At 67.0% G+C, this 19,300-nt stretch carries 17 protein-coding genes and 1 pseudogene; 3 read left to right on the top strand and 15 right to left on the bottom strand.

Annotation, left to right across the window (positions count from 1 at the left end):
• Positions 1-160 precede the first annotated feature (160 nt).
• The 4 genes from PSK12I2_RS0123045 to PSK12I2_RS0123060 are packed head-to-tail and all read right to left on the bottom strand — an operon-like array spanning position 161 to position 4,898.
• A complete protein-coding gene (locus PSK12I2_RS0123045) occupies positions 161-1,687 on the bottom strand; it encodes a DHA2 family efflux MFS transporter permease subunit (protein WP_007162090.1) in 1,527 nt (508 codons plus the stop codon).
• 54 nt (positions 1,688-1,741) lie between these two features.
• Positions 1,742-2,953: an efflux RND transporter periplasmic adaptor subunit gene (locus tag PSK12I2_RS0123050; protein ID WP_007162089.1), complete on the bottom strand. Its 1,212-nt coding sequence runs from the start codon at positions 2,951-2,953 to the stop codon at positions 1,742-1,744.
• A 16-nt stretch (positions 2,954-2,969) separates the two neighbouring features.
• The gene (locus tag PSK12I2_RS0123055; protein ID WP_027600253.1) at positions 2,970-4,424 is read right to left on the bottom strand and encodes an efflux transporter outer membrane subunit; all 1,455 of its coding nucleotides are present in this window, start codon (positions 4,422-4,424) and stop codon (positions 2,970-2,972) included.
• Between the two features lie 3 nt (positions 4,425-4,427).
• A complete protein-coding gene (locus PSK12I2_RS0123060; RefSeq protein ID WP_007162087.1) occupies positions 4,428-4,898 on the bottom strand; it encodes a MarR family transcriptional regulator in 471 nt (156 codons plus the stop codon).
• Positions 4,899-5,080: 182 nt separating this feature from the next.
• On the opposite strand from PSK12I2_RS0123060, the gene PSK12I2_RS0123065 reads away from it, so the two are divergent.
• Positions 5,081-6,019 carry an alpha/beta hydrolase gene (locus PSK12I2_RS0123065; RefSeq protein WP_027600254.1) on the top strand — a complete coding sequence of 313 codons (939 nt, stop codon included), beginning with the start codon at positions 5,081-5,083 and terminating at the stop codon, positions 6,017-6,019.
• A 6-nt stretch (positions 6,020-6,025) separates the two neighbouring features.
• Here the strand turns inward: PSK12I2_RS0123065 and PSK12I2_RS0123070 are convergent, their stop codons facing one another.
• The gene (locus PSK12I2_RS0123070) at positions 6,026-6,763 is read right to left on the bottom strand and encodes a DUF2059 domain-containing protein (protein WP_007162085.1); all 738 of its coding nucleotides are present in this window, start codon (positions 6,761-6,763) and stop codon (positions 6,026-6,028) included.
• A gap of 179 nt (positions 6,764-6,942) precedes the next feature.
• Here PSK12I2_RS0123070 and PSK12I2_RS0123075 point away from each other — a divergent pair, with 179 nt between their 5' ends.
• Both PSK12I2_RS0123075 and PSK12I2_RS0123080 read left to right on the top strand, forming a co-directional pair.
• Positions 6,943-7,575: a 2OG-Fe(II) oxygenase gene (locus PSK12I2_RS0123075; protein WP_027600255.1), complete on the top strand. Its 633-nt coding sequence runs from the start codon at positions 6,943-6,945 to the stop codon at positions 7,573-7,575.
• Between the two features lie 31 nt (positions 7,576-7,606).
• On the top strand, positions 7,607-8,101 hold the full coding sequence (locus tag PSK12I2_RS0123080) for a DUF523 domain-containing protein (protein WP_027600256.1): 495 nt from the start codon (positions 7,607-7,609) through the stop codon (positions 8,099-8,101).
• Here the strand turns inward: PSK12I2_RS0123080 and PSK12I2_RS0123085 are convergent.
• From PSK12I2_RS0123085 to PSK12I2_RS0123125, 10 genes and pseudogenes are all read right to left on the bottom strand, one after another.
• Positions 8,098-8,298, bottom strand: coding sequence for a hypothetical protein (locus PSK12I2_RS0123085; protein WP_007162082.1), 201 nt, complete (start codon positions 8,296-8,298; stop codon positions 8,098-8,100). The two genes, PSK12I2_RS0123080 and PSK12I2_RS0123085, sit on opposite strands and share 4 nt — an antisense overlap.
• Positions 8,299-8,419: 121 nt before the next feature.
• A complete protein-coding gene (locus PSK12I2_RS0123090) occupies positions 8,420-9,778 on the bottom strand; it encodes a nucleobase:cation symporter-2 family protein (RefSeq protein ID WP_027600257.1) in 1,359 nt (452 codons plus the stop codon).
• A gap of 114 nt (positions 9,779-9,892) precedes the next feature.
• Positions 9,893-10,597: a methyl-accepting chemotaxis protein gene (locus PSK12I2_RS25680; RefSeq protein ID WP_371100893.1), complete on the bottom strand. Its 705-nt coding sequence runs from the start codon at positions 10,595-10,597 to the stop codon at positions 9,893-9,895.
• Positions 10,598-10,750: 153 nt separating this feature from the next.
• A pseudogene (locus PSK12I2_RS25685) lies at positions 10,751-11,779 on the bottom strand (cache domain-containing protein); the annotation flags it as partial.
• 163 nt (positions 11,780-11,942) lie between these two features.
• Positions 11,943-12,710, bottom strand: coding sequence for an ATP-binding cassette domain-containing protein (locus PSK12I2_RS0123100; RefSeq protein WP_042137188.1), 768 nt, complete (start codon positions 12,708-12,710; stop codon positions 11,943-11,945).
• Positions 12,710-13,792: an ABC transporter permease gene (locus PSK12I2_RS0123105; protein WP_027600259.1), complete on the bottom strand. Its 1,083-nt coding sequence runs from the start codon at positions 13,790-13,792 to the stop codon at positions 12,710-12,712. Before PSK12I2_RS0123105 ends, PSK12I2_RS0123100 begins: the two co-directional genes overlap by 1 nt.
• Positions 13,793-13,898: 106 nt before the next feature.
• Positions 13,899-14,927 (bottom strand): sugar ABC transporter substrate-binding protein, encoded by a 1,029-nt coding sequence (locus PSK12I2_RS0123110; RefSeq protein WP_007162077.1) that lies wholly within the window; start codon positions 14,925-14,927, stop codon positions 13,899-13,901.
• A gap of 63 nt (positions 14,928-14,990) precedes the next feature.
• Positions 14,991-16,184, bottom strand: coding sequence for a carbohydrate porin (locus tag PSK12I2_RS0123115; protein WP_037008057.1), 1,194 nt, complete (start codon positions 16,182-16,184; stop codon positions 14,991-14,993).
• A 464-nt stretch (positions 16,185-16,648) separates the two neighbouring features.
• A complete protein-coding gene (gene ilvD / locus PSK12I2_RS0123120) occupies positions 16,649-18,484 on the bottom strand; it encodes a dihydroxy-acid dehydratase (protein WP_027600261.1) in 1,836 nt (611 codons plus the stop codon).
• A 231-nt stretch (positions 18,485-18,715) separates the two neighbouring features.
• Positions 18,716-19,237: a hypothetical protein gene (locus PSK12I2_RS0123125; protein WP_007162074.1), complete on the bottom strand. Its 522-nt coding sequence runs from the start codon at positions 19,235-19,237 to the stop codon at positions 18,716-18,718.
• Between the last annotated feature and the right edge of the window lie 63 nt (positions 19,238-19,300).

Below are 19,300 nucleotides of genomic sequence, written 5' to 3' on the forward strand. Positions count from 1 at the left end.
ACGATCTCGCGAGCTAGAGATAAACAAGGCCTGGGCGGCCCCACGAAAACGGCTGAGGAAGCGGACCGGGCTCGCGCTCGAGTTTACGAGTGGTAAATGAGCATTCCGAAGCCGTTTTCAACGCCGTTTAGCCGACGCGCAGCAGATCGTGAACAGGTTCTTAGTGGTCGCCGCCTCCGGCGCCCGGCTTGGCCGCAAAGGGCGGCTTGGCCAGCCAGATGATCAGGAACAGCCCCATGAAGATCCAGCCGAGCAGGGTGAAGTAGTCCACCGTGGAGAGCATGTACGCCTGGCCTTCCACCACCTTGTCGAGCTGGGCATAGGCCTGCTGCGACGGCCCGCCAAGGGCGTCCAGGTAGTGCTGGGTGGCCGGGCTGTAGGCGGTCACGTCCTCGGTCAGCTGTGCATGGTGGTGGATGGCGCGCCGCTGCCACAGCCAGGTGGTCAGGGAGGAGGCGAAGCTGCCGCCCAGGACCCGCAGGAAGGTCGCCAGACCGCCGCCGTCCGCCAGCTCCGACGGCTTGAGGCTGGACAGCAGGATGCTGGTGGTGGGCATGAAGAACAGCGCCACGCCCAGACCCATGAAGGTCTGCACCTCGGCGATGTGGCGATAGTCCACCTCGTTGTTGAAGGTGGCTCTCATGAAGCAGGACGCCCCGATCACCAGGAAGGAGCCACCGGCCAGCAGGCGCAGGTCGGTCTTGTGCGCGAACTTGCCCACCAGCGGAGAAAGGATCACCGGTAGGATGCCGATGGGCGCCGCGGCGAGGCCCGCCCACACCGGGGTGTAGCCGAGCTGGGTCTGCAGCCACTGGGGCAGCAGCAGGTTGATGCCGAAGAAGCCCGAATAGCCCAGTACCAGCGCCAGGGTGCCGCAGCTGAAGTTGCGATAGCGAAACAGCCGCAGATTGACGATGGGGTGCTTGTCGGTCAGTTCCCAGATCACCAGGGCGGTCAGGGCCACGGCGGAAAAGGCGGCGCCCAGGCAGATCAGGTTGGATTCGAACCAGTCCAGGTCGTTGCCCTTGTCCAGCACCACCTGCAGCACGCCCACGCCCAGCACCAGGAGGATCAGTCCGACATAGTCGATGGGCTGGTGAACCAGCTTTTCCGGCTTCTTGCCCAGCTGGCTCCAGACCACCAGGGTGGCGAAGATGCCGATGGGGATGTTGATGAAGAAGATCCACGGCCAGCTGTAGTTGTCGGTGATCCAGCCACCGGCGATGGGGCCGATGATGGGCGCCACCACCGTCACCATGGCCAATAGCGCCAGGGCCATGCCGCGCTTGGCCGCCGGAAAGATCGCCAGCAGCAGGGTCTGGGCCATGGGATAGAGCGGGCCGGCGACGAAGCCCTGCATGGCGCGGAAGATCACCAGCTCCGGCATGGAGGTGGCGATGCCGCAGAGAAAGGAGGTGATGACGAAGAGCACCACGGCGGCCATGAACAGCTTGACCTCGCCGAAGCGGCGCGCCATCCAGCCGGTCAGCGGCAGGGCGATGGCGTTGCTCACGGCAAAGGCGGTGATGACCCAGGTGCCCTGTTCCGAACTCACCCCGAGGTTGCCGGAAATGGTGGTCAGGGCGACGTTGGCGATGGTGGTGTCGAGCACCTGCATGAAGGTGGCCAGGGACAGGCCCACCGTGGCGAGCACCAGGCTCGCCGGGCGAAAGGCGTTATCGCTCATGACGGATTACCAGAAGGGTGGACGGGGAGGCTCGCCAGGGAGCCTCCTTGGCTGTCAGCGCTTGGCGACGCCCGCGGCACGCGCCGCTGGACCGTTGTTGTGGACGATCTGCTGGATCAACTGATCGGCCTCGGCCAGCTGATGGTCGTAGACGTCGGTGCTGTAGCGCGGCTGCTGCGGGGTGGTGGTGGGCAAGCGGGCGCCATCCTGGTCGTGCAGGTCGACGTCGACCACGGTCGACAGGCCGATGCGCAGCGGGTGCTTGTCCAGGTTGTCGCCTTCCAGGCGGATCCGCACGGGCAGGCGCTGGACGATCTTGATCCAGTTGCCGGTGGCGTTCTGCGCCGGCAGCAGCGAGAAGGCGCTGCCGGTACCCACGCCCAGGCTTTCCACCACGCCGCGATAGCGCACGTCGTCGCCATAGAGGTCGGAATGGATTTCCACCGGTTGGCCGATGCGCATCTCGGCCAGCTGGGTTTCCTTGAAGTTGGCGTCGATCCAGATCTGGTCCAGGGGCACCACGGCCATCAGCGCCGCGCCGGGCTGCACGCGGCTGCCGACCTGTACCGAACGCTTGGCGACATAGCCGCTGACCGGCGCCACCAGGGTGCTGCGGGCGTGGTTCAGGTAGGCCTGGCGCAGCTGGGCGGCGGCGGCCTTGACGTCCGGGTGCGAGGCGATCTCGGTGTCGTCCACCAGCGCCTGGTTGGTATCCAGCTGCTGCTGGGCGGAGGTCAGGGAGCTCTGCGCCGCCACCAGGGTATCCCGGGCATGGGCCAGTTCTTCCTTGGAGATGGCGCCGCCCTTGGCCAGTTGCTGGCGGCGGGCGTAGTCGGCACGGGCGCGCTCGACCTCGACGCGCCGCGCGGCCACCTGGGCCTTGTAGCTGTCGACGTTGCTGAACAGGCCGCGCACCTGGCGTACGGTCTTGGCCAGGTTGGCCTCGGCGCTCTGCTGGGCCACGGCGGTGTCGCTGGGATCGAACTCCACCAGCGGCTGGCCCTGGCGGACGAAGTCGCCATCGTCCACGGCGATGCGGGTCACGGTACCGGTGACCTGGGGCGTGATCTGCACCAGGTTGCCGTTGACGTAGGCGTCGTCGGTACTGGCATGGAAGCGGCCATAGAACAGGTGGTAGCAGTAGACGCCCACGCCAGCCAGGATCACCACCAGCAGCAGGAGCAGCAGGAAGAGTTTGCGTTTGCCGGAGCGCTGCGGCTTCTGCTCCTGGGCATTGTCGTTGGGGGTTGCGGCGGAATCGGCCATGGTCGGGCTCTCGGTATCAGTGTGTGGCCGCGGCGGCGGGTGCCGGCGGCAGGTTGGACGGTTGGAAGCCGCCACCCAGGGCCTGCATCAGCAGCACGCCGCTGTCGATGCGATCGGCCCGGAGGCTGGCCAGCTGGCGCTCGGCCTGCAGCAGTTGCTGCTCGACGGTCAGGGCGTCGAGGTAGTTGCCGATGCCGGCGCCATAGCGCTGCATGGCGATGTCGAAGGAGCTCTTGGCGATGTCGCGGGCCCGTTGCTGCTCGACGATCTGCTGGTCCAGCGAACGCTGGCGGGTGATGGCGTCGGCGATGTCGCCCAGCGCCTGCACCAGGGTCTGGTTGTACTGGGCCACGGCCAGGTCGTAGTCGGCGTCCCGGCTGGCCAGATCGGCGCGGCGGCGTCCGCCGTCGAAGATCGGCAGCGACAGTGCCGGACCGACGTTGAAGAAGCGCGCCGGTGCGCCGAACAGGGCGTCGCCGAGGATGGCCTTGCTGCCGGCCGCCACCGTCAGGTTGAGATTGGGATAGAAGTTGGTCTTGCTCGCGGTGATGTCCTTGCTCGCGGCCTCCACGCGCCAGCGGGCGGCGATCAGGTCCGGACGGCGCCCGGCCAGCTCGGCGGGCAGCTGGGCCGGCAGATTCACCGCGGCGGGGGCGATCAGCTTGGGTCGCGGGATCTCGGCGCCCCGGTCGGGCCCCTTGCCCAGCAGCACGGCGAGACGGATCTGGGCGCTGCGTACCTGCTGCTCGGCGGCGGTATGGGAGGCTGCCGCGCTGGCTTCCAGACTCTGGGTCTGCTGCAGCTGGTAGTCGCTGTCGAGACCGGCGTCGACCCGCCGCTGGGCCAGGTCGAGCATGCCGCGGGTACGCTCCAGGTCCTGCTGGGCCACGTCCAGGCTGGTGTAGGCCAGACCGAGCTGGTTATAGGCACGGCTGACGTTGGCCGCCAGGGTCAGGCGTGCGGCCTGGCGATCCACCTCGCCGGCGCGGGCGCGACCGAGGGCGGCTTCCCAGGCGGCGCGCTGGCCACCCCAGAGGTCGAAGCTGTAGCTGCCGCTCACATCGAACTGGCGCAGGGTGCTGTAGCGGTCGCCCTGACCAAGAGGATCGTCCGGTCGCGCCAGGCGCGAACGGGTCACACCGCCATTGGCGTCGATCTGCGGATAGCGATCGGCGTCGGCGGCGAGCACCGCGGCATCGGCCTGGCGACTGCGCGCATCGGCTTCCTGCAGCGAGGGGTTGTCACGCAGCGCCTCGCGGATCAGGCTGTCGAGTTGCGGATCGCCCAGCCGGGTCCACCAGTCGGCGCTCGGCCACTGGGCGGGGGAGAGGCGGTCGCTGGCAAAGGTGGCTTCGCCCTTGAGCGTCGCCGGATCCACGGCGCGCCCCTGGGTGTGCAGCCCTTCGGACGACACGCAGCCGGCCAGCAGCAGGGCGGCGCAGAGGGCGGTCAATGGCAGGCGAAAGGTCATGGGTCAGAGGTCTCCAGAGGTCTCCGGCAGCAGGCCGGAGGGGCTGAGCAGGCGGCGCAGCAGGCGTTCGAGGTCATCCAGTTCCTGGCGGTCCAGGCAGTGGGTCAGGTCGTTGAGCGCGTCCACGCCGATCTGCATGAGTTCACTGCTCAGGGCCTGACCCTGTTCGGTCAGTTCCAGGCGTACCTGGCGGCGGTCGCTGAGGCTGCGTACGCGGCGCAGCAAGCCCTTGGCTTCCAGGCGATCGAGCATGCGGGTCATGGCGCCGCTGTCGAGGGACAGGCAGCGGCTGAGTTCGGCCGGGGTGTCGGTCTGGTCGCGGGCGAGCAGCAACAGCACCTTGAATTGGGCAGCGGTGATGTCGTAGGGCGCGAGGTGACTGTCCAGCACGCGATCCTTGTACTGGTTCGCGAGGTGGATCAAATGGCCTACGGAATTGCGCAGCGGAAAATTGCTACGGTCGAAATGTGACATTGCAGTATCTGCCCAGGCAATCAAGCGTATCCAGAATACTGCCTAGGCAGTGAAATATTCAGACACCTTTGCGCAGGGGAGAGTTGCGCATTTTGAAACAATTGGAAAAGTCTGCTGGCAGACGCTTGTCCCACGGCTGTCCGGACGCTGATCATGGTGGCTACTTCAGACTGAACCGAACCATGAACCCTCACTTCGATCTAGACCGACTGCGCCAGGCCTTGGTGCCCCTGCGCCACGACCTGCCGCCGGATCTCGACCACCAGGGCTATCGCGCCCATTACCGCCTCGCGGACAGCCACGCGCGGCCGCAGCTGACCGTGGCCTTGGGCGCGCTGGCCGCCGGTGCCTACCGGCTCGCCGTGCAGGGTTGGTGGCCGCGCGAGCCGCGGGGCAGCCTGCTGCTGCTGCACGGCTACTATGACCACATGGGGCTCTATGGCCACGTGGTGGATTGGGCCCTGTCGCGGCAGTTGGCGGTGCTGGCCTGCGACCTGCCCGGGCATGGCCTGTCGAGCGGGGCCCGCGCCAGCATCAACGACTTCGCCGAATACCAGACCGCCCTGACGGCCCTGATCGCCGAGGCGCGGCGCCTGGACCTGCCGCGGCCCTGGCACCTGCTCGGCCAGAGCACCGGCGGCGCCATCCTGCTGGACTATCTGCTGCGCGGTGAGCCCGCTCCCGAGCTGGGCGAGACGATCCTGCTGGCGCCCCTGGTCAGGCCCCATGCCTGGCGCCAGGGCCTGTGGACCTATCGGCTGGTGAAGCCTTTCGTGCGCGCCCTGCCGCGGCGCTTCTCGGTGAATTCCGGAGATCCGGCCTTTCTCGAATTCCTGCAGCAGGACGGCCTGCAGCCGCGCGAGCTGCCCGCGCAATGGGTCGGCGCCCTGGCGCGCTGGATTCCGCAACTGGAGGGGGCACCGGCCAGTTCCCGCCGCCCGCTGGTGATCCAGGGCGAGCAGGATTTCACCGTCGACTGGCGGCACAACCTGGGAGTGCTGGAGGCCAAGTTCGCGCGGCCCGAGGTGCTGCGCCTGCCGGAAGCGCGGCACCATCTGGTCAATGAAACTGTAGCCCTGCGCCAGCGCTATTTCCGCTGGCTGGACGACCGTCTCGCCTGAGCCGTCTTACTGACCGCCGCCGCCCAGGCCGGCGCGCAGGGCCGCCACGGCGGCGCGGTAGTAGGCGCTGCCATTGGCCGAACTGGCGAAGTCGGCGAACTGGCCGAGTTCGCTGTCGTTCAGGGTGCGATAGACATAGAGCAGGGTGTTCTCCAGGTCGCCGGCATTCATCTGCTGGATGAATCTCTGACGCTGCTGCTCGATCATGCCGCCCGACTGCTGCTGACCCATCAGACCCGGCAGCATCGAACTCAGGCTGTCGGCGGCGAGGCCTGCCAGGGCCACGCTGACCTCGGCCCCGGCTTCACGCACGGGCAGGGCGGTGGCCAGGCGCTTGGCCTGGGCGCGGCGGGCCGGGCTGGCCTGCATCTGCGGCACGCCATTGGCGTTCTTGGCCAGCTGGTCGCTGCGGGTGGCGGCGATTTCCGCGGCGACCACCTTGCGGCCCACCGGCGACTGGAAGAACTGCAGGGCCGGGCCGTCGGCCGGCAGACTCTGGCGCAGCGCGGCCAGGGCGCGCTGGTCGATGGCCGCGGCTGTGTAGCGCTTGTTGCTGTTGTCCACCAGGCTCTGATAGAGCGCCGGCGGCAGGCTGTTCTGGTAGCGCTGCTGGGCGGCCTGCAGGGCGTCGCGGAAGTGTCCGCGCTGCTCGGGCCAACCTGCGGCCTGATAGAGGCTGACCGTGTCGTCGGCCAGGACGGGCAGGCTGATGGCGAAAAGCAGGGAAGCGAACAGAACGCGCATGGACACCTCGGGCAGCGGCACGGAGCCGGAAAGTCCGCCATTGTCGGCAACCCCGGGCTAGCTGTCGAGGCGCTCATCCCGGGCATTCGTCGCCTGGTCAAGGCAGGCGCGCAGCCGTGGCCGACTTCTCTTACACTCGGCATCCCGCCGGCCTGGCCCGGTCCGCTACGGTTTTCCCGATGGCTCTGCATCCCGAGCATCCCCTGCTGCAACGTATCGTCGACGATCTCGCCGAGCACGGCTGGTCGCGGCAGAGCATCTTCCTGCCCCTGGACCTCACCGCCGAACTGGCCGCCGAATGCCGCTTGCGCCATGCCCGCGGCGAGCTGGAGCGCGCCGGTATCGGCCGTGGCGAAAGCCCGCTGATCCGCGAAGGCGTCCGCGGCGATCATATCGCCTGGCTGGAGCCGGATGATGAGCATCCCGGCGTGCAGCGCTACCTGCAGCTCATGGACACCCTGCGCGAGGCCTTCAACCGCACCCTGTTCCTGGGGCTGGAAGACTACGAAAGCCACTTCGCCCTCTATCCGCCGGGTGCCTTCTATGCCCGCCACCTGGATCGCTTCCGCGACGACGACCGCCGCATGGTCTCCCTGGTGCTCTATCTCAACGACGCCTGGTTGCCGGAGCAGGGCGGCGAGCTGCGGCTCTATCTGGACGAGCAGCGCCACCAGGATGTCCTGCCGCTGGGCGGCAGCCTGGTGTGCTTCCTGTCCGGCCAATTGCCCCACGAGGTGCTGCCGGCCACCCGCGAGCGGCTGTCGCTGACCGGCTGGTTCCGCCGCCGTGGCGACAATCCGCTGCAGGGCTAGGCGGTAGATTGGCGACGGACGCGGAGGGCGTATGGAAAAGATACTGGTGAGTCGCTGCCTGCTGGGGCATCGGGTGCGCTATGACGGCGGCGCCCATGGCCCCTTCGATCTGCTGGGCGTCTGGCAGTCGGAAGGGCGCATCGTGCCCCTCTGTCCGGAGGTGGCCGGGGGCCTGCCCACGCCACGTCCGCCCGCGGAGATTCCCGGTGGCCAGGGCGGCGCCGTGCTGGACGGCCGGGTAGCGGTGGTGACCGTGGGCGGCGAAGACGTGACCACTGCCTTTGTCGCCGGTGCCGAGGCCGCCCTCGAACTGATCGCGCGGCATGGCATCCGCCTGGCGGTGCTCAAGGCGCGCAGTCCGTCCTGCGGCAATCTGGAAAACTACGATGGCAGCTTCAGCGGCACCCGGGTGGCGGGCGAGGGGGTCACGGCGGCGGCGCTGAAACGCGCCGGCGTCACCGTCTTCAACGAGACCGAACTGGTCGCGGCGCAGCGCCTGCTCGCGGCGCTGGAAGGCAACGCCTAGAGGGTCTCCGGCTGGCGGCCCAGCAGGCTCTGGAAATGCGCCTTCTGCACGAAGCAGCCCTTGGGAAAGCGCCAGCCGACCAGCTCGCCCGGCTGCTTTTCGAGATTCTGGGCAAAGACGGTGGCGCCCATGGCACGCGCCAGGACGGCATATTCGCGCAGCGGGACCTTAACGACAGGAACATCCGGGCTGATCATGGGCGCTCTGCTGGGTGGGCGCCCACGCTCGAAACGACGATCGCGGCAAGCCCACAGGTGACTTGCCAGGCTTATCGGCACCCCTGCGCGGAACTTCAGCCCGCGGATGAAAAAGCCTGGTCTAGTCAGCGGCTTTTGGCGTCTCCGGCAGGAACCAGTTCATCAGCAGGGCGCACAGGCCGCCGGTGGCGACGCCGGATTCCAGCACCGCCCTCAGGCCGGCCGGCATATGGGCGAGAAATTCCGGTACCTGGGAGATGCCCAGGCCCAGGGCCAGGGACACGGCGATGATCAGCAGCGCGCGTCGATCCAGCTCGACGCCGGCGAGGATGTTGATCCCCGAGGCGGCGACCGCGCCGAACATCACCATGGCCGCGCCGCCGAGCACCGGCTCGGGCACCGCCTGGATCACCCCGGCCACCGCCGGGAACAGCCCCAGCAGGACCAGGATGGCGGCGATCCACAGGCCGACATGGCGACTGGCGATGCCGGTCAGCTGGATCACCCCGTTGTTCTGGGCGAACACCGAGCTGGGAAAGGTGTTGAACAGCCCGGCCAGCAGCGAGTTGGCGCCGTTGACCAGCACCCCGCCCTTGATCCGCTGCATCCACAGCGGGCCTTCCACGGGTTCGCGGGAGACCTTGCTGGTGGCGGTGATGTCGCCGATGGCCTCCAGCGAGGTGACCAGGTAGATCACCAGCAGGGGCACGAACAGCGACCAGGAAAAGCCCAGGCCGAAGTGCAGCGGCAGGGGGATCTGCACCCAGGCAGCCTCGTGCATGCCGGTGAAGTTCAACCGGCCGAGCCAGGCCGCCAGGGTATAGCCCAGCAGCAGGGCGACGACGATGGCGCTGCTGCGCAGGGCGCGCAGGGGAATGCGATTGAGCACCACGATGGTGGCCAGCACGGTGCCCGACAGCAGCAGGTTCTCGCCATTGGCGAAGGTGCCGTTGCCCAGGGCCGCGAAGCCGCCGCCCATGCTGATCAGGCCGACCTTGATCAGCGTCAGGCCGATCATCAGCACCACGATGCCGGTCACCAGCGGGGTGATGAGACGCTTGACGAAGGGCAGCACCCGCGACACTCCCATCTCGACGAAGGAACCAGCCATGACCACGCCGAAGATGGCCGCCATCACGGCCTCCACCGGGGTGCCTTGCTTGACCATCAGGGCGCCACCGGCGATCAGCGGGCCGACGAAGTTGAAGCTGGTGCCCTGGACGATCAGCAGCCCGGCGCCGAAGGGACCGAAGCGGCGACACTGGACGAAGGTGGCGATGCCGGAGATCACCAGCGACATGGATACGATCAGGTTGGTGTCGCGCGGCGAGACGCCCAGGGCCTGACAGATCAGCAGACCGGGGGTGACGATGGGCACGATGATCGCCAACAGGTGCTGGATGGCGGCCAGCAGGGAGATCAGCGGGCGCGGTCGGTCCTGGGGACCATAGAGCAGTTCGGAGCGGGAAGGCTGGGACATGGGCGGAGTCGTCGCGGAAAAAGCGCCGATCTTACCGGATGCCCGCTCCGGGGCGCAGGGTCTTCGACCGGGACACAGCCGTCGGCCTGGCGGCCGGCGGCTGTCCCTTATGGCTTAGAGGATGAAGCGGGCCACGTCGCGATTGAGGTCGGCGGCGTGATGCTGCAGCGAGCGCGACTGGCGCTCCGAGTCCTCGGCGCCGCTGGCCAGGGTGTCGCCGAGGCCCTTGATGGTGATGACGTTGCGGGTGATCTCCTCGGTGACCGAGGTCTGCTCCTCGGCCGCGGTGGCGATCTGCAGGGACATCTCGGAGATGACGCCGGCACTCTGGGCGATCTCTTCCAGGGCGCTGGAGGCGCGTTCCACGTCGGCGACGCTGCGCTCGGCGATGGCCATGCTGCTGTCCATGCGCTGCACCGCCTGGCGGGTCATCTGCTGCAGGGTGCCGATGGTCTCGTTGATCTCCCGGGTCGAGGCCTGGGTCCGTTGCGACAGTGTCCGCACCTCGTCGGCGACCACCGCGAAGCCCCGGCCATGCTCGCCGGCGCGCGCCGCCTCGATGGCCGCGTTGAGCGCCAGCAGGTTGGTCTGCTCGGCGATGCTCTGGATGCTTTCCAGCACCTTGGCGATGGCCTGGGAGTGGTGGTCCAGCTCGCCGATCACCCGGGTGGCGTCATCCACTTCCCGCGCCAGGCTGTTGATGGATTCCTTGCTGGTCTGCACCAGGGTCAGCCCCTGGGCGGTGCTGTCGGAAGACTGGCGGATGGCCTCGGCGGTCTGCTCGGCATTGCGGGCGATCTCCTGGGTGGCGGAAGACATCTCCGTCACGGCCGTGGCCACCAGGGTGATCTCCTGCTGCAGGCGCCCCAGTTCCCGGGTGGCCGCGGCGCTGCGCTGCAGGACCTTCTGCGATTCGGCGTCCACGCTCTGGGCATGCTGGCGCACGCCGCCGATCAGGCCGTGCAGGCTGGCCACGAACTGGTTGAAATGGCCGGCCAGCCCGCCGACCTCATCGGTGCTCTGCACGGCGATGCGGCGGGTCAGATCGCCCTGGCCGTCGGCAATCACCTGCAGCCCGGTCGAGACCACGCCCAGCGGCCGGAGCAGATAGCTGCACAGCAGGTTGATGAGCAGCAGCGAGCCGCCCAGCACCACGGCCAGGATGGCGAGGCTGATCCACAGCTGGCGTTGCAGCGGCGCCATGAGCACGCCACTGTCGACGATCATCACCAGGGTTTCGCCATGGTGATTCATGGGCGCGGCATAGAGCCGCTGGCCGGCCGCGGTTTCCACATAGCGCTCGCCGGGTGCCTGGGCCAGGCGCTGGAGGGTGTCCGCGTCGAGCTGGGGAAAGAGCTCGGTGATCGGCTTGGCCAGCAGGGCGGCGTCTTCGTGGCCCAGGACGATGTTCTGGCCGTTGACCAGCACGGCACTGCCGGCGCCCGGCAGTTGCACGCGCTTGAGCTGGTCGAGGATGTCGCTGATGCTGACGTCCGCGCCGAGGATCGCGGTGGTCTTGCCCGCCGACTGCAGCGCCCAGCCCAGCGACAGCACGTTCTGCTTGGTCGCCGCCGCCACGGTGGGAATGGAAAAGAACACCTTGCCGGGATTCTGCTGCGCCTGCTGGTACCACAGCCACTGGCGCGGATCGTTGTTGTCCGGCGGCAGCTGGACGCCATTGGCATTGACCTGGCTGCCATCGCCGCGGGCATAGAAGACGTTGTCGAAGGCGCCGGAGTTCTTGACCTGATTGAGGCTGGCCGGAAGCTGGGCGTCCGGGGTGTCGGCAGCCAGGGCGCCCAGCGCCGCGGCCTTGCCGTCCAGCCACTGGCGAACTCCGCCGTTGAAGACGAAACTGACGGTCTTCAGCTGCTCGACCGTAGAGGCTTCCAGCGCCGTGCGGGTATTGAAGAAGTTGATGGCGGTGAGACCCACCCCCACGACCAGGACGGCCGCGGTGGCAGACAACGAGAGTTTCTGTTTCAACGACAAGGCAGGCACGGCGGGATGACTCCGACAATTAATTGTCCGACTTTATCGGTGCCTGCCGGAGATAACTTGAGCGGCCAGTCAGGTTTTTCCTGTGGAGCCGGATCAGCGGAGCTCGGGCCGGCCGCGGGTCTCCCAGTCGGCCGTGGCCGGGGAGACCCGGGGTCAGGCCTGCCTAGGCGGCGACCGTCTGGGCGCCGGTCATCAGCGCCACGGCGTCGGCCATGGAGTGCTGACGCGGATCGATCACCGTCAGGCGGCGACCCAGGCGATGGATGTGGATGCGATCGGCGATCTCGAACACATGGGGCATGTTGTGGGAGATCAGCACGATGGCGATGCCGCGGGCGCGCACGTCGAGGATCAGCTCCAGCACCTTGCGCGATTCCTTCACCCCCAGCGCCGCCGTGGGTTCGTCGAGGATGATCACCTTGGAACCGAAGGCCGCCGCCCGCGCCACGGCCACGCCCTGGCGCTGACCACCGGACAGGGTCTCTACCGCCTGGTTGATGTTCTGGATGGTCATCAATCCCAGTTCGGACAGCTTTTCCCGGGCGATGCGCTCCATTTCCTTGCGGTCCAGGGTGCGGCAGAGGGTTCCCAGCAGCCCCGGCTTGCGCAATTCGCGACCCAGGAAGAGGTTGTCGGCGATGGACAGCGCCGGCGACAGCGCCAGGTTCTGGTAGACCGTCTCGATGCCGGCCCGCCGCGCCGCGATGGGCGAGGCGAACTGCACCGGCTGGCCCTCGAAGCGGATCTCGCCTTCATCGGGCCGCAGGGCACCGGAGATGGCCTTGATCAGCGAGGACTTGCCGGCGCCGTTGTCGCCGATCACGGCGAGGATCTCGCCGGGCAGCAGGTCGAAGTCGGCGTGGTCGAGGGCGGTGACGCGGCCATAGCGCTTCACCAGGCCACGGGCCATGAGCAGGGGTTCGGTAGTCATCAGCTGGCCGCCTTTCTGATCCATTGGTCGATAGCCACGGCCGCGATGATGAGCGTGCCGATCAGCAGATAGGTCCACTGCACGTCGGTGCCCAGCAGCCGCAGGCCGAGGGCGAAGACGCCGACGATCAGGGCGCCGAACAGCATGCCGAGGATGGAGCCGCGTCCGCCGAACAGCGAGATGCCGCCGATCACCACGGCGGTGATGGACTCGATGTTGGCGAACTGCCCGGCGGTGGGCGAGACCGAGCCGATGCGGCCGATCAGCACCCAGCCGGCAAAGGCGCAGATGAGTCCGGACAGCCCGTACACGGTGATCAGCATGCGGCGGACGTTGACCCCGGCCAGCGCCGCGGCCTCGGGATCGTCGCCCACCGCATAGAGGTGGCGCCCCCAGGCGGTGTGGTTGAGCACGTACCAGAGCAGGGCGACCAGCACCACCAGGGCGATCACGCCATAGGTGAAGACCGCGCCACCCAGGCGGAAATTGTCGCCGAACACCTGCAGCAGCGGCGCGGTCGCGCCGATTTCCTGGGCGCGGATGGTCTCGTTGCGCGAATAGAGGAAATTGGCCGCGAGCACGATCTGCCACATGCCCAGGGTGACGATGAAGGGTGGCAGCTTGATGCGGGCGATCAGCCAGCCGTTGGCCATGCCGCACAGGGTGCCCACCGCCAGGCCGCAGAGGATCGACAGCTCCACCGGCAGGCCGTAGCGAAAGGTGAACTGGCCCATGACCACCGAGGACAGCACCATGATGGCGCCCACCGAGAGATCGATGCCGGCGGTGACCACCACCAGGGTCTGGGCCGCGCCGATGATGCCGGTGATGGCGACCTGCTGCAGGATCAGGGTGAGGGCGAAGGCGGAAAAGAACTTGCCGCCCAGCAGGGCGCCAAAGATGCCCAGCGACAGCAGCAGCACCAGCAGCGAGACCGCCGAGGGGCGTGAATGCAGGAAGTGACGGAATTTGACCAGCGGGCTGCGCTCGTCACGGGCGAAGGAGGCGACCTCCGTGGCGCTGTGCTTGAGCACCTGTTCGAAGGGCTGGCCGGACGGAGAGGGTGAGGTCGGATCGCTCATGGCAATCTCCTGAAAGCGGGAAAGCGGCCGAGAGTCGATCGCCCGCACCCGGACCCGGAGGGCTCAGGCGGGGCGATCGGTCTCCTCTAGCGTAGACGAGGGGCCATCAGCCCCAGCATTTCTGCAGGGCGGTCTTGCTGTCGATGGACTGGATGCCGGGGACCGGCTTGTCCGTCACCAGCTTCACGCCGGTGTCGACGAAGCTCTTGCCCTCGGTCGGGGTCGGCTTCTTGCCGGTGTCGGCAAAGGTCTTGATCGCCTCGATGCCCAGGGCCGCCATCTGCAGCGGGTACTGCTGGGAGGTGGCGCCGATGACGCCGTCGGCGACGTTGTGCACGCCCGGGCAACCGCCGTCGATGGACACGATCAGCACGTCCTTCTCGCGACCCACGGCCTTGAGCGCCTCGTAGGCGCCGGCGGCGGCCGGCTCATTGATGGTGTGCACCACGTTGATGGTCGGATCCTTCTGCAGCAGATTCTCCATCGCGGCGCGGCCGCCTTCTTCGTTGCCGTTGGTCACGTCGTGGCCGACGATGCGCGGATCGGTCTCGTCGCCGATGCGGCTCTGATCCTTGGGGTCGATGCCGAAGCCGAGCATGAAGCCCTGGTCGCGCAGGACGTCCACCGAGGGCTGGGAGGCGTTCAGGTCGAGAAAGGCCACCCGCGCGTCCTTGGCCTTGTCACCCAGGGTTTCCCGCGCCCACTGGCCGATCAGCTTGCCGGCCAGCAGGTTGTCGGTGGCGAAGGTCATGTCGGCGGCGCTCACCGGATCCAGCGGGGTATCCAGGGCGATCACCAGCAGGCCGGCTTCGCGGGCCTTCTGCAGATTGGGCACGATGCCCTTGGTGTCGGAGGCGGTGATGAGGATGCCCTTGGCGCCATCGGCGATGCAGGTCTCGATGGCGGCCACCTGGCTTTCGCTGTCGCCGTCGATCTTGCCGGCGTAGGCCTTGAGCGTCACCCCCAGCTCCTTGGCCTTGGCGGTGGCACCTTCCTTCATCTTCACGAAGAAGGGATTGGTATCGGTCTTGGTGATGAGGCAGGCGGACACGGGGGCTGCCTGGGCGGTGCCACTGGCCAGGGCGGCGGCCAACAGGCAACCGGCGAAGGACGCAAGGGAGACGGTTCTTTTCATTGTTGTGCGCTCGGGTTCAGAGACGGGAAGGCGACCGACAGCGCGTCGGTCGCCGTGGAGCTGTTACCACCACTGCTCGATCTGGAAGCCGACGTTGGAGCCGTGCAGATCGTTGCCGAAGGTACCGGTGCTCGACAGCGCGGAGCCGGCGTCGAATTCATCGGCCGCCTGCTGGGCTGCCCGGTTCCAGGCGGCATAGGTGTAGAACAGGCGGAATTCGGGACGCGACTTGAATTCCGGACCCTTGGGCGACCAGGTGGGTGCCAGCGTCAGCTTGGTCAGCTTGCGGGTACCACCCGGGGCCTGCACCTGGTCATGACCCAGTTCGGTGGAGAACTTGAACTGGTCGCTGATGCCGTAGACCAGACGGCCACCCAGCGAGGTCCAGCGCAGGTCGTTGCCATTGGGACGCTCGTCCTTCTGGTAGACCGCGGCGATCTGGCCACCCCAGTAACGGCTGATCTGCCAGTCGAAGTAGTCGACGACGCGATAGGAGACGTCGGCGCTGCTCAGGGTGGGATCGCCGGTGCTGCCCAGGGCGGTGCCCGGACCCTGGCCGCGCTGCACGGCAAAGGTGTTCACGCCACCCCAGCCCATGAAGTTGGCCTGCTTGTGCTGCAGCGTCACCGCGACACCACTGTTGGCATTGGGCTGGTTGCTGGGCTTGTCTAGGTAGCTGACGCCGATTTCCAGCGAGCCATTGGGGTTGGTGTTGAAGCCGGCGACGTTGAAGTCGATGCGGTTCTGGAAGTCCTTCTGGTTCTGGTTGTCCTTGCGCGAGAAGGCCAGGCTGTACTTGAGGCCGCCGATGTTGACGTCCTCGATACCACCGCCGGTGGCGCTCTGGTTCCAGTAAAAGAAGTCGGAGATGTGGATATCGTTACGCTTGTAGTAACGGCGACCGGCCCAGAGGTTGCCGCCGTTCAGCGCGGCGATGTTGTTCCAGTAGGCATAGGCCTGGACCGCGCGGATCTCGCCGTTGTCGCCATTGAAGGTCGGGGTGCGATCGTACCTGTTGAAGAAGCTGCCCATGCCATAGACGCCGATTGCCGAGCCGTCGTCCAGATTGAAGACATTCTGCTTCAGCGCCAGCTCGCCGTACTGCTCGCACTCGTTGCCCAGACGGTACTTGGACTGGGCACCCTGCAGCTTGAAGCAGCGCATGGAGTCGGAACCGGAGGAATCACCGAGGCCGGTACGGAAGTAACCGGTGGTTTCCAGGGCGTTAGCCGCAGGAATCAGCAGAAGAGTGCTCATCAAGGACGCGACCGAAACCCTGGCCAAGGGCATAGCCTTTTTCTTATTCATTTATGTTCCCTATTTATTGTTGTTGTGTAACTCAGTGCCTGGCCTGCACCTGACCCGCCGTGCTCCAGCGGAAGATCGACATAGGTGTGACCATTGGAACCCAACCTGACTACAAACTTATCGCTGAATCAATTCAGCGGCAGACGGAGGGTAGCCTTTGATCACTCAACGGCCTAGCGGCTCGATTACAGCGATGTGTGAGCTGAATCACAAGCTGTGCTTCTACAAAAATAGCAAGCCAAGCAACTGTGGAACCCCTCTGGAATGGGGTCATGGCGAGGACTTCTCCTGCTGAAGAAGCGACAGGCGAAGCGCAGAGAAAGGAGCGCAAGCGGAAGGGCGGAATAGAGCGGGAGGGAAGGTGGGGCGGAGCGTCCGGGCGACGACGGATGCCGTCGCCCGGAGGGCACGAATCAGCCCAGCAGGGCTTTGTCGCGCACGCCGCCCTTGTCGGCGCTGGTGGCCAGCAGGGCATAGGCCTTGAGTGCAGTGGTCACGCGGCGGGCACGGGGTTGTGCCGGCTTCCAGCCCAGCTTGTCCTGCTCGATGCGGCGGTGGGACAGCTCTTCGTCGCTCACCAGCAGGTTGATGCTGCGCTGGGGGATGTCGATGAGCACCTTGTCGCCGTCGCGCACCAGGCCGATGGCGCCACCCGCTGCCGCTTCCGGCGAGGCATGGCCGATCGACAGGCCTGAGGTGCCGCCGGAGAAGCGGCCGTCGGTGAGCAGGGCGCACTGCTTGCCCAGGCCCTTGGACTTCAGGTAGCTGGTGGGGTAGAGCATCTCCTGCATGCCCGGGCCGCCCTTGGGCCCTTCGTAGCGGATGATGACGATGTCGCCGGCCTTGACCTCGTCGGCGAGGATGCCACGCACGGCGGCGTCCTGGCTCTCGAACACCTTGGCATTGCCTTCGAACACATGGATGGATTCATCCACGCCGGCGGTCTTCACCACGCAGCCATCCAGGGCGATGTTGCCGTAGAGCACGGCCAGACCGCCTTCCTGGGAATAGGCATGGGCGACCGAACGGATGCAGCCCTCGGTGCGGTCGGCGTCCAGGCTGTCATAGCGGGTCGCCTGGCTGAAGGCTTCCTGGGTCGGGATGCCGGCCGGACCGGCGCGGAAGAAGGTCTTCACCGCCTCGTCCTGGGTCAGGGTGATGTCCCAGTGCTCGATGGCTTCGCCCAGGGTCCGGCTGTGCACGGTGGGCAGGTCGGTATGCAGCAGTCCGCCACGGGCCAGTTCGCCCAGGATGCTGAAGATCCCCCCGGCGCGGTGCACGTCTTCCATGTGGTACTTCTGGATGTTCGGCGCCACCTTGCACAGCTGCGGCACCTTGCGCGACAGGGCATCGATGTTGCGCAGGTCGAAGTCCACCTCGGCTTCCTGGGCCGCGGCCAGCAGGTGCAGGATGGTGTTGGTCGAGCCGCCCATGGCGATGTCCAAGGTCATGGCGTTCTCGAAGGCCGCATAGGAGGCGATGTTGCGCGGCAGCGCCGACTCATCGTTCTCCTGGTAGTAGCGGCGGCACAGCTCGACGATGGTGCGGCCGGCCTGCAGGAACAGCTCCTTGCGGTCGGCGTGGGTGGCCAGGGTCGAGCCGTTGCCGGGCAGGGCCAGGCCGAGGGCCTCGACCAGGCAGTTCATGGAGTTGGCGGTGAACATGCCCGAGCAGCTGCCACAGGTGGGGCAGGCGCTGCGTTCGTATTCGGCGACCTTCTCGTCGCTGGCCGAACTGTCGGCGGCGATGACCATGGCGTCCACCAGGTCCAGGCCGTGGCTGGCCAGCTTGGTCTTGCCGGCTTCCATGGGACCGCCGGAAACGAAGACCACCGGGATGTTCAGGCGCAGGGCGGCCATCAGCATTCCGGGGGTGATCTTGTCGCAGTTGGAGATGCACACCAGGGCATCGGCGCAGTGGGCATTGACCATGTATTCCACGGCGTCGGCGATGATCTCGCGACTGGGCAGCGAATAGAGCATGCCGTCGTGGCCCATGGCGATGCCGTCGTCCACGGCGATGGTGTTGAATTCCTTGGCCACGCCGCCGGCCTTCTCGATCTCGCGGGCGACCAGCTGGCCGAGATCCTTGAGGTGGACGTGCCCCGGCACGAACTGGGTAAAGGAGTTGGCGATGGCGATGATGGGCTTCTTGAAGTCTTCGTCCTTCATCCCGGTGGCGCGCCAGAGCGCCCGGGCGCCAGCCATGTTGCGGCCCTGGGTGGAGGTTTTCGAGCGATAGTCAGGCATGAAGCGTCTCTCCGAGGCGGCTTTCTAGATCACGGTTCTGGTCATCGTGAGCGCAGACGAGGCACGGTGCAAACGCGGAGTGACGGTTGCCGGGCCGGAGGGCGGCAACGCCATGCGGGATCTCCACAGGGGGTGCCAGGGCTCACGAACCCGCCGGAGGATGCTGGCGGAGGGGAGTCTGGATCATACACCCGGGCGCCAGCACTGCACAGCAGGCCGGCGCCGGACGGATCAGGGCGCTTCCTGTTCGCCGTCGGGGGCGTCTTCCAGGTATTCGTCCATGGGCTCCTGGCCGGCCAGGGTCTTGAGACTCAGGTCCACGGCTTCGGGCAGGGTGATGTCGACGCGCTGCTGGTCGCTGCCTTCCAGCGAGGATTCGTAGCTCAGCGCATGGCGCAGGTGACCGTTCTCGAGGATGGCGCCGACGCTGGCCAGCTGGGCGGCGGCTGGCGCCAGGCGTTCGAGGGCGGCCTTGGGCCAGGTGGCCTCGACGGTCGCGTTGCAGGTATAGAAGCCCGCTTCGCCGCTGTCCGAGGGTTCTTCCTGGGTCTTGATGTCGACCAGCGAGACCTGGCCGGCTTCCAGCGCGGGCTGGCCGGCGGCGATGTCGTCCGCATAGATCTCGTTGATGGTCTGGGCGTATTGCTGACGGACCAGCTCGGCGGTCTTGGCCGCATCGCAACTGTAGTCATAGCCACCGCAGCCAGTCAGGGAAAGCACCGCAGCTGTGAGTATGAGGTGACGTCTGGACATGCCTGAATTCCTTGGAACGATGGGTAGAGCCTGGCGGCGCTGGCCGCGCCTGCGTCGATCCAC

Source organism: Pseudomonas sp. MOIL14HWK12:I2 (assembly GCF_000510745.1).
Taxonomy (GTDB): domain Bacteria; phylum Pseudomonadota; class Gammaproteobacteria; order Pseudomonadales; family Pseudomonadaceae; genus Chryseomonas; species Chryseomonas oryzihabitans.

Bases quoted from the DNA above. Each gene is read 5' to 3' on its own strand.
- PSK12I2_RS0123070 (WP_007162085.1), bottom strand. From the start codon at position 6,763: ATGCGCGTTCTGTTCGCTTCCCTGCTTTTCGCCATCAGCCTGCCCGTC.
- PSK12I2_RS0123060 (WP_007162087.1), bottom strand. From the start codon at position 4,898: ATGTCACATTTCGACCGTAGCAATTTTCCGCTGCGCAATTCCGTAGGC.
- PSK12I2_RS0123045 (WP_007162090.1), bottom strand. From the start codon at position 1,687: ATGAGCGATAACGCCTTTCGCCCGGCGAGCCTGGTGCTCGCCACGGTG.
- PSK12I2_RS0123085 (WP_007162082.1), bottom strand. From the start codon at position 8,298: ATGATCAGCCCGGATGTTCCTGTCGTTAAGGTCCCGCTGCGCGAATAT.
- ilvD (WP_027600261.1), bottom strand. From the start codon at position 18,484: ATGCCTGACTATCGCTCGAAAACCTCCACCCAGGGCCGCAACATGGCT.
- PSK12I2_RS0123125 (WP_007162074.1), bottom strand. From the start codon at position 19,237: ATGTCCAGACGTCACCTCATACTCACAGCTGCGGTGCTTTCCCTGACT.
- PSK12I2_RS0123080 (WP_027600256.1), top strand. From the start codon at position 7,607: ATGGAAAAGATACTGGTGAGTCGCTGCCTGCTGGGGCATCGGGTGCGC.
- PSK12I2_RS0123055 (WP_027600253.1), bottom strand. From the start codon at position 4,424: ATGACCTTTCGCCTGCCATTGACCGCCCTCTGCGCCGCCCTGCTGCTG.
- PSK12I2_RS25680 (WP_371100893.1), bottom strand. From the start codon at position 10,597: ATGTCTTCCGCCACCCAGGAGATCGCCCGCAATGCCGAGCAGACCGCC.
- PSK12I2_RS0123050 (WP_007162089.1), bottom strand. From the start codon at position 2,953: ATGGCCGATTCCGCCGCAACCCCCAACGACAATGCCCAGGAGCAGAAG.
- PSK12I2_RS0123075 (WP_027600255.1), top strand. From the start codon at position 6,943: ATGGCTCTGCATCCCGAGCATCCCCTGCTGCAACGTATCGTCGACGAT.
- PSK12I2_RS0123105 (WP_027600259.1), bottom strand. From the start codon at position 13,792: ATGAGCGATCCGACCTCACCCTCTCCGTCCGGCCAGCCCTTCGAACAG.
- PSK12I2_RS0123100 (WP_042137188.1), bottom strand. From the start codon at position 12,710: ATGACTACCGAACCCCTGCTCATGGCCCGTGGCCTGGTGAAGCGCTAT.
- PSK12I2_RS0123115 (WP_037008057.1), bottom strand. From the start codon at position 16,184: ATGAGCACTCTTCTGCTGATTCCTGCGGCTAACGCCCTGGAAACCACC.
- PSK12I2_RS0123110 (WP_007162077.1), bottom strand. From the start codon at position 14,927: ATGAAAAGAACCGTCTCCCTTGCGTCCTTCGCCGGTTGCCTGTTGGCC.
- PSK12I2_RS0123090 (WP_027600257.1), bottom strand. From the start codon at position 9,778: ATGTCCCAGCCTTCCCGCTCCGAACTGCTCTATGGTCCCCAGGACCGA.
- PSK12I2_RS0123065 (WP_027600254.1), top strand. From the start codon at position 5,081: ATGAACCCTCACTTCGATCTAGACCGACTGCGCCAGGCCTTGGTGCCC.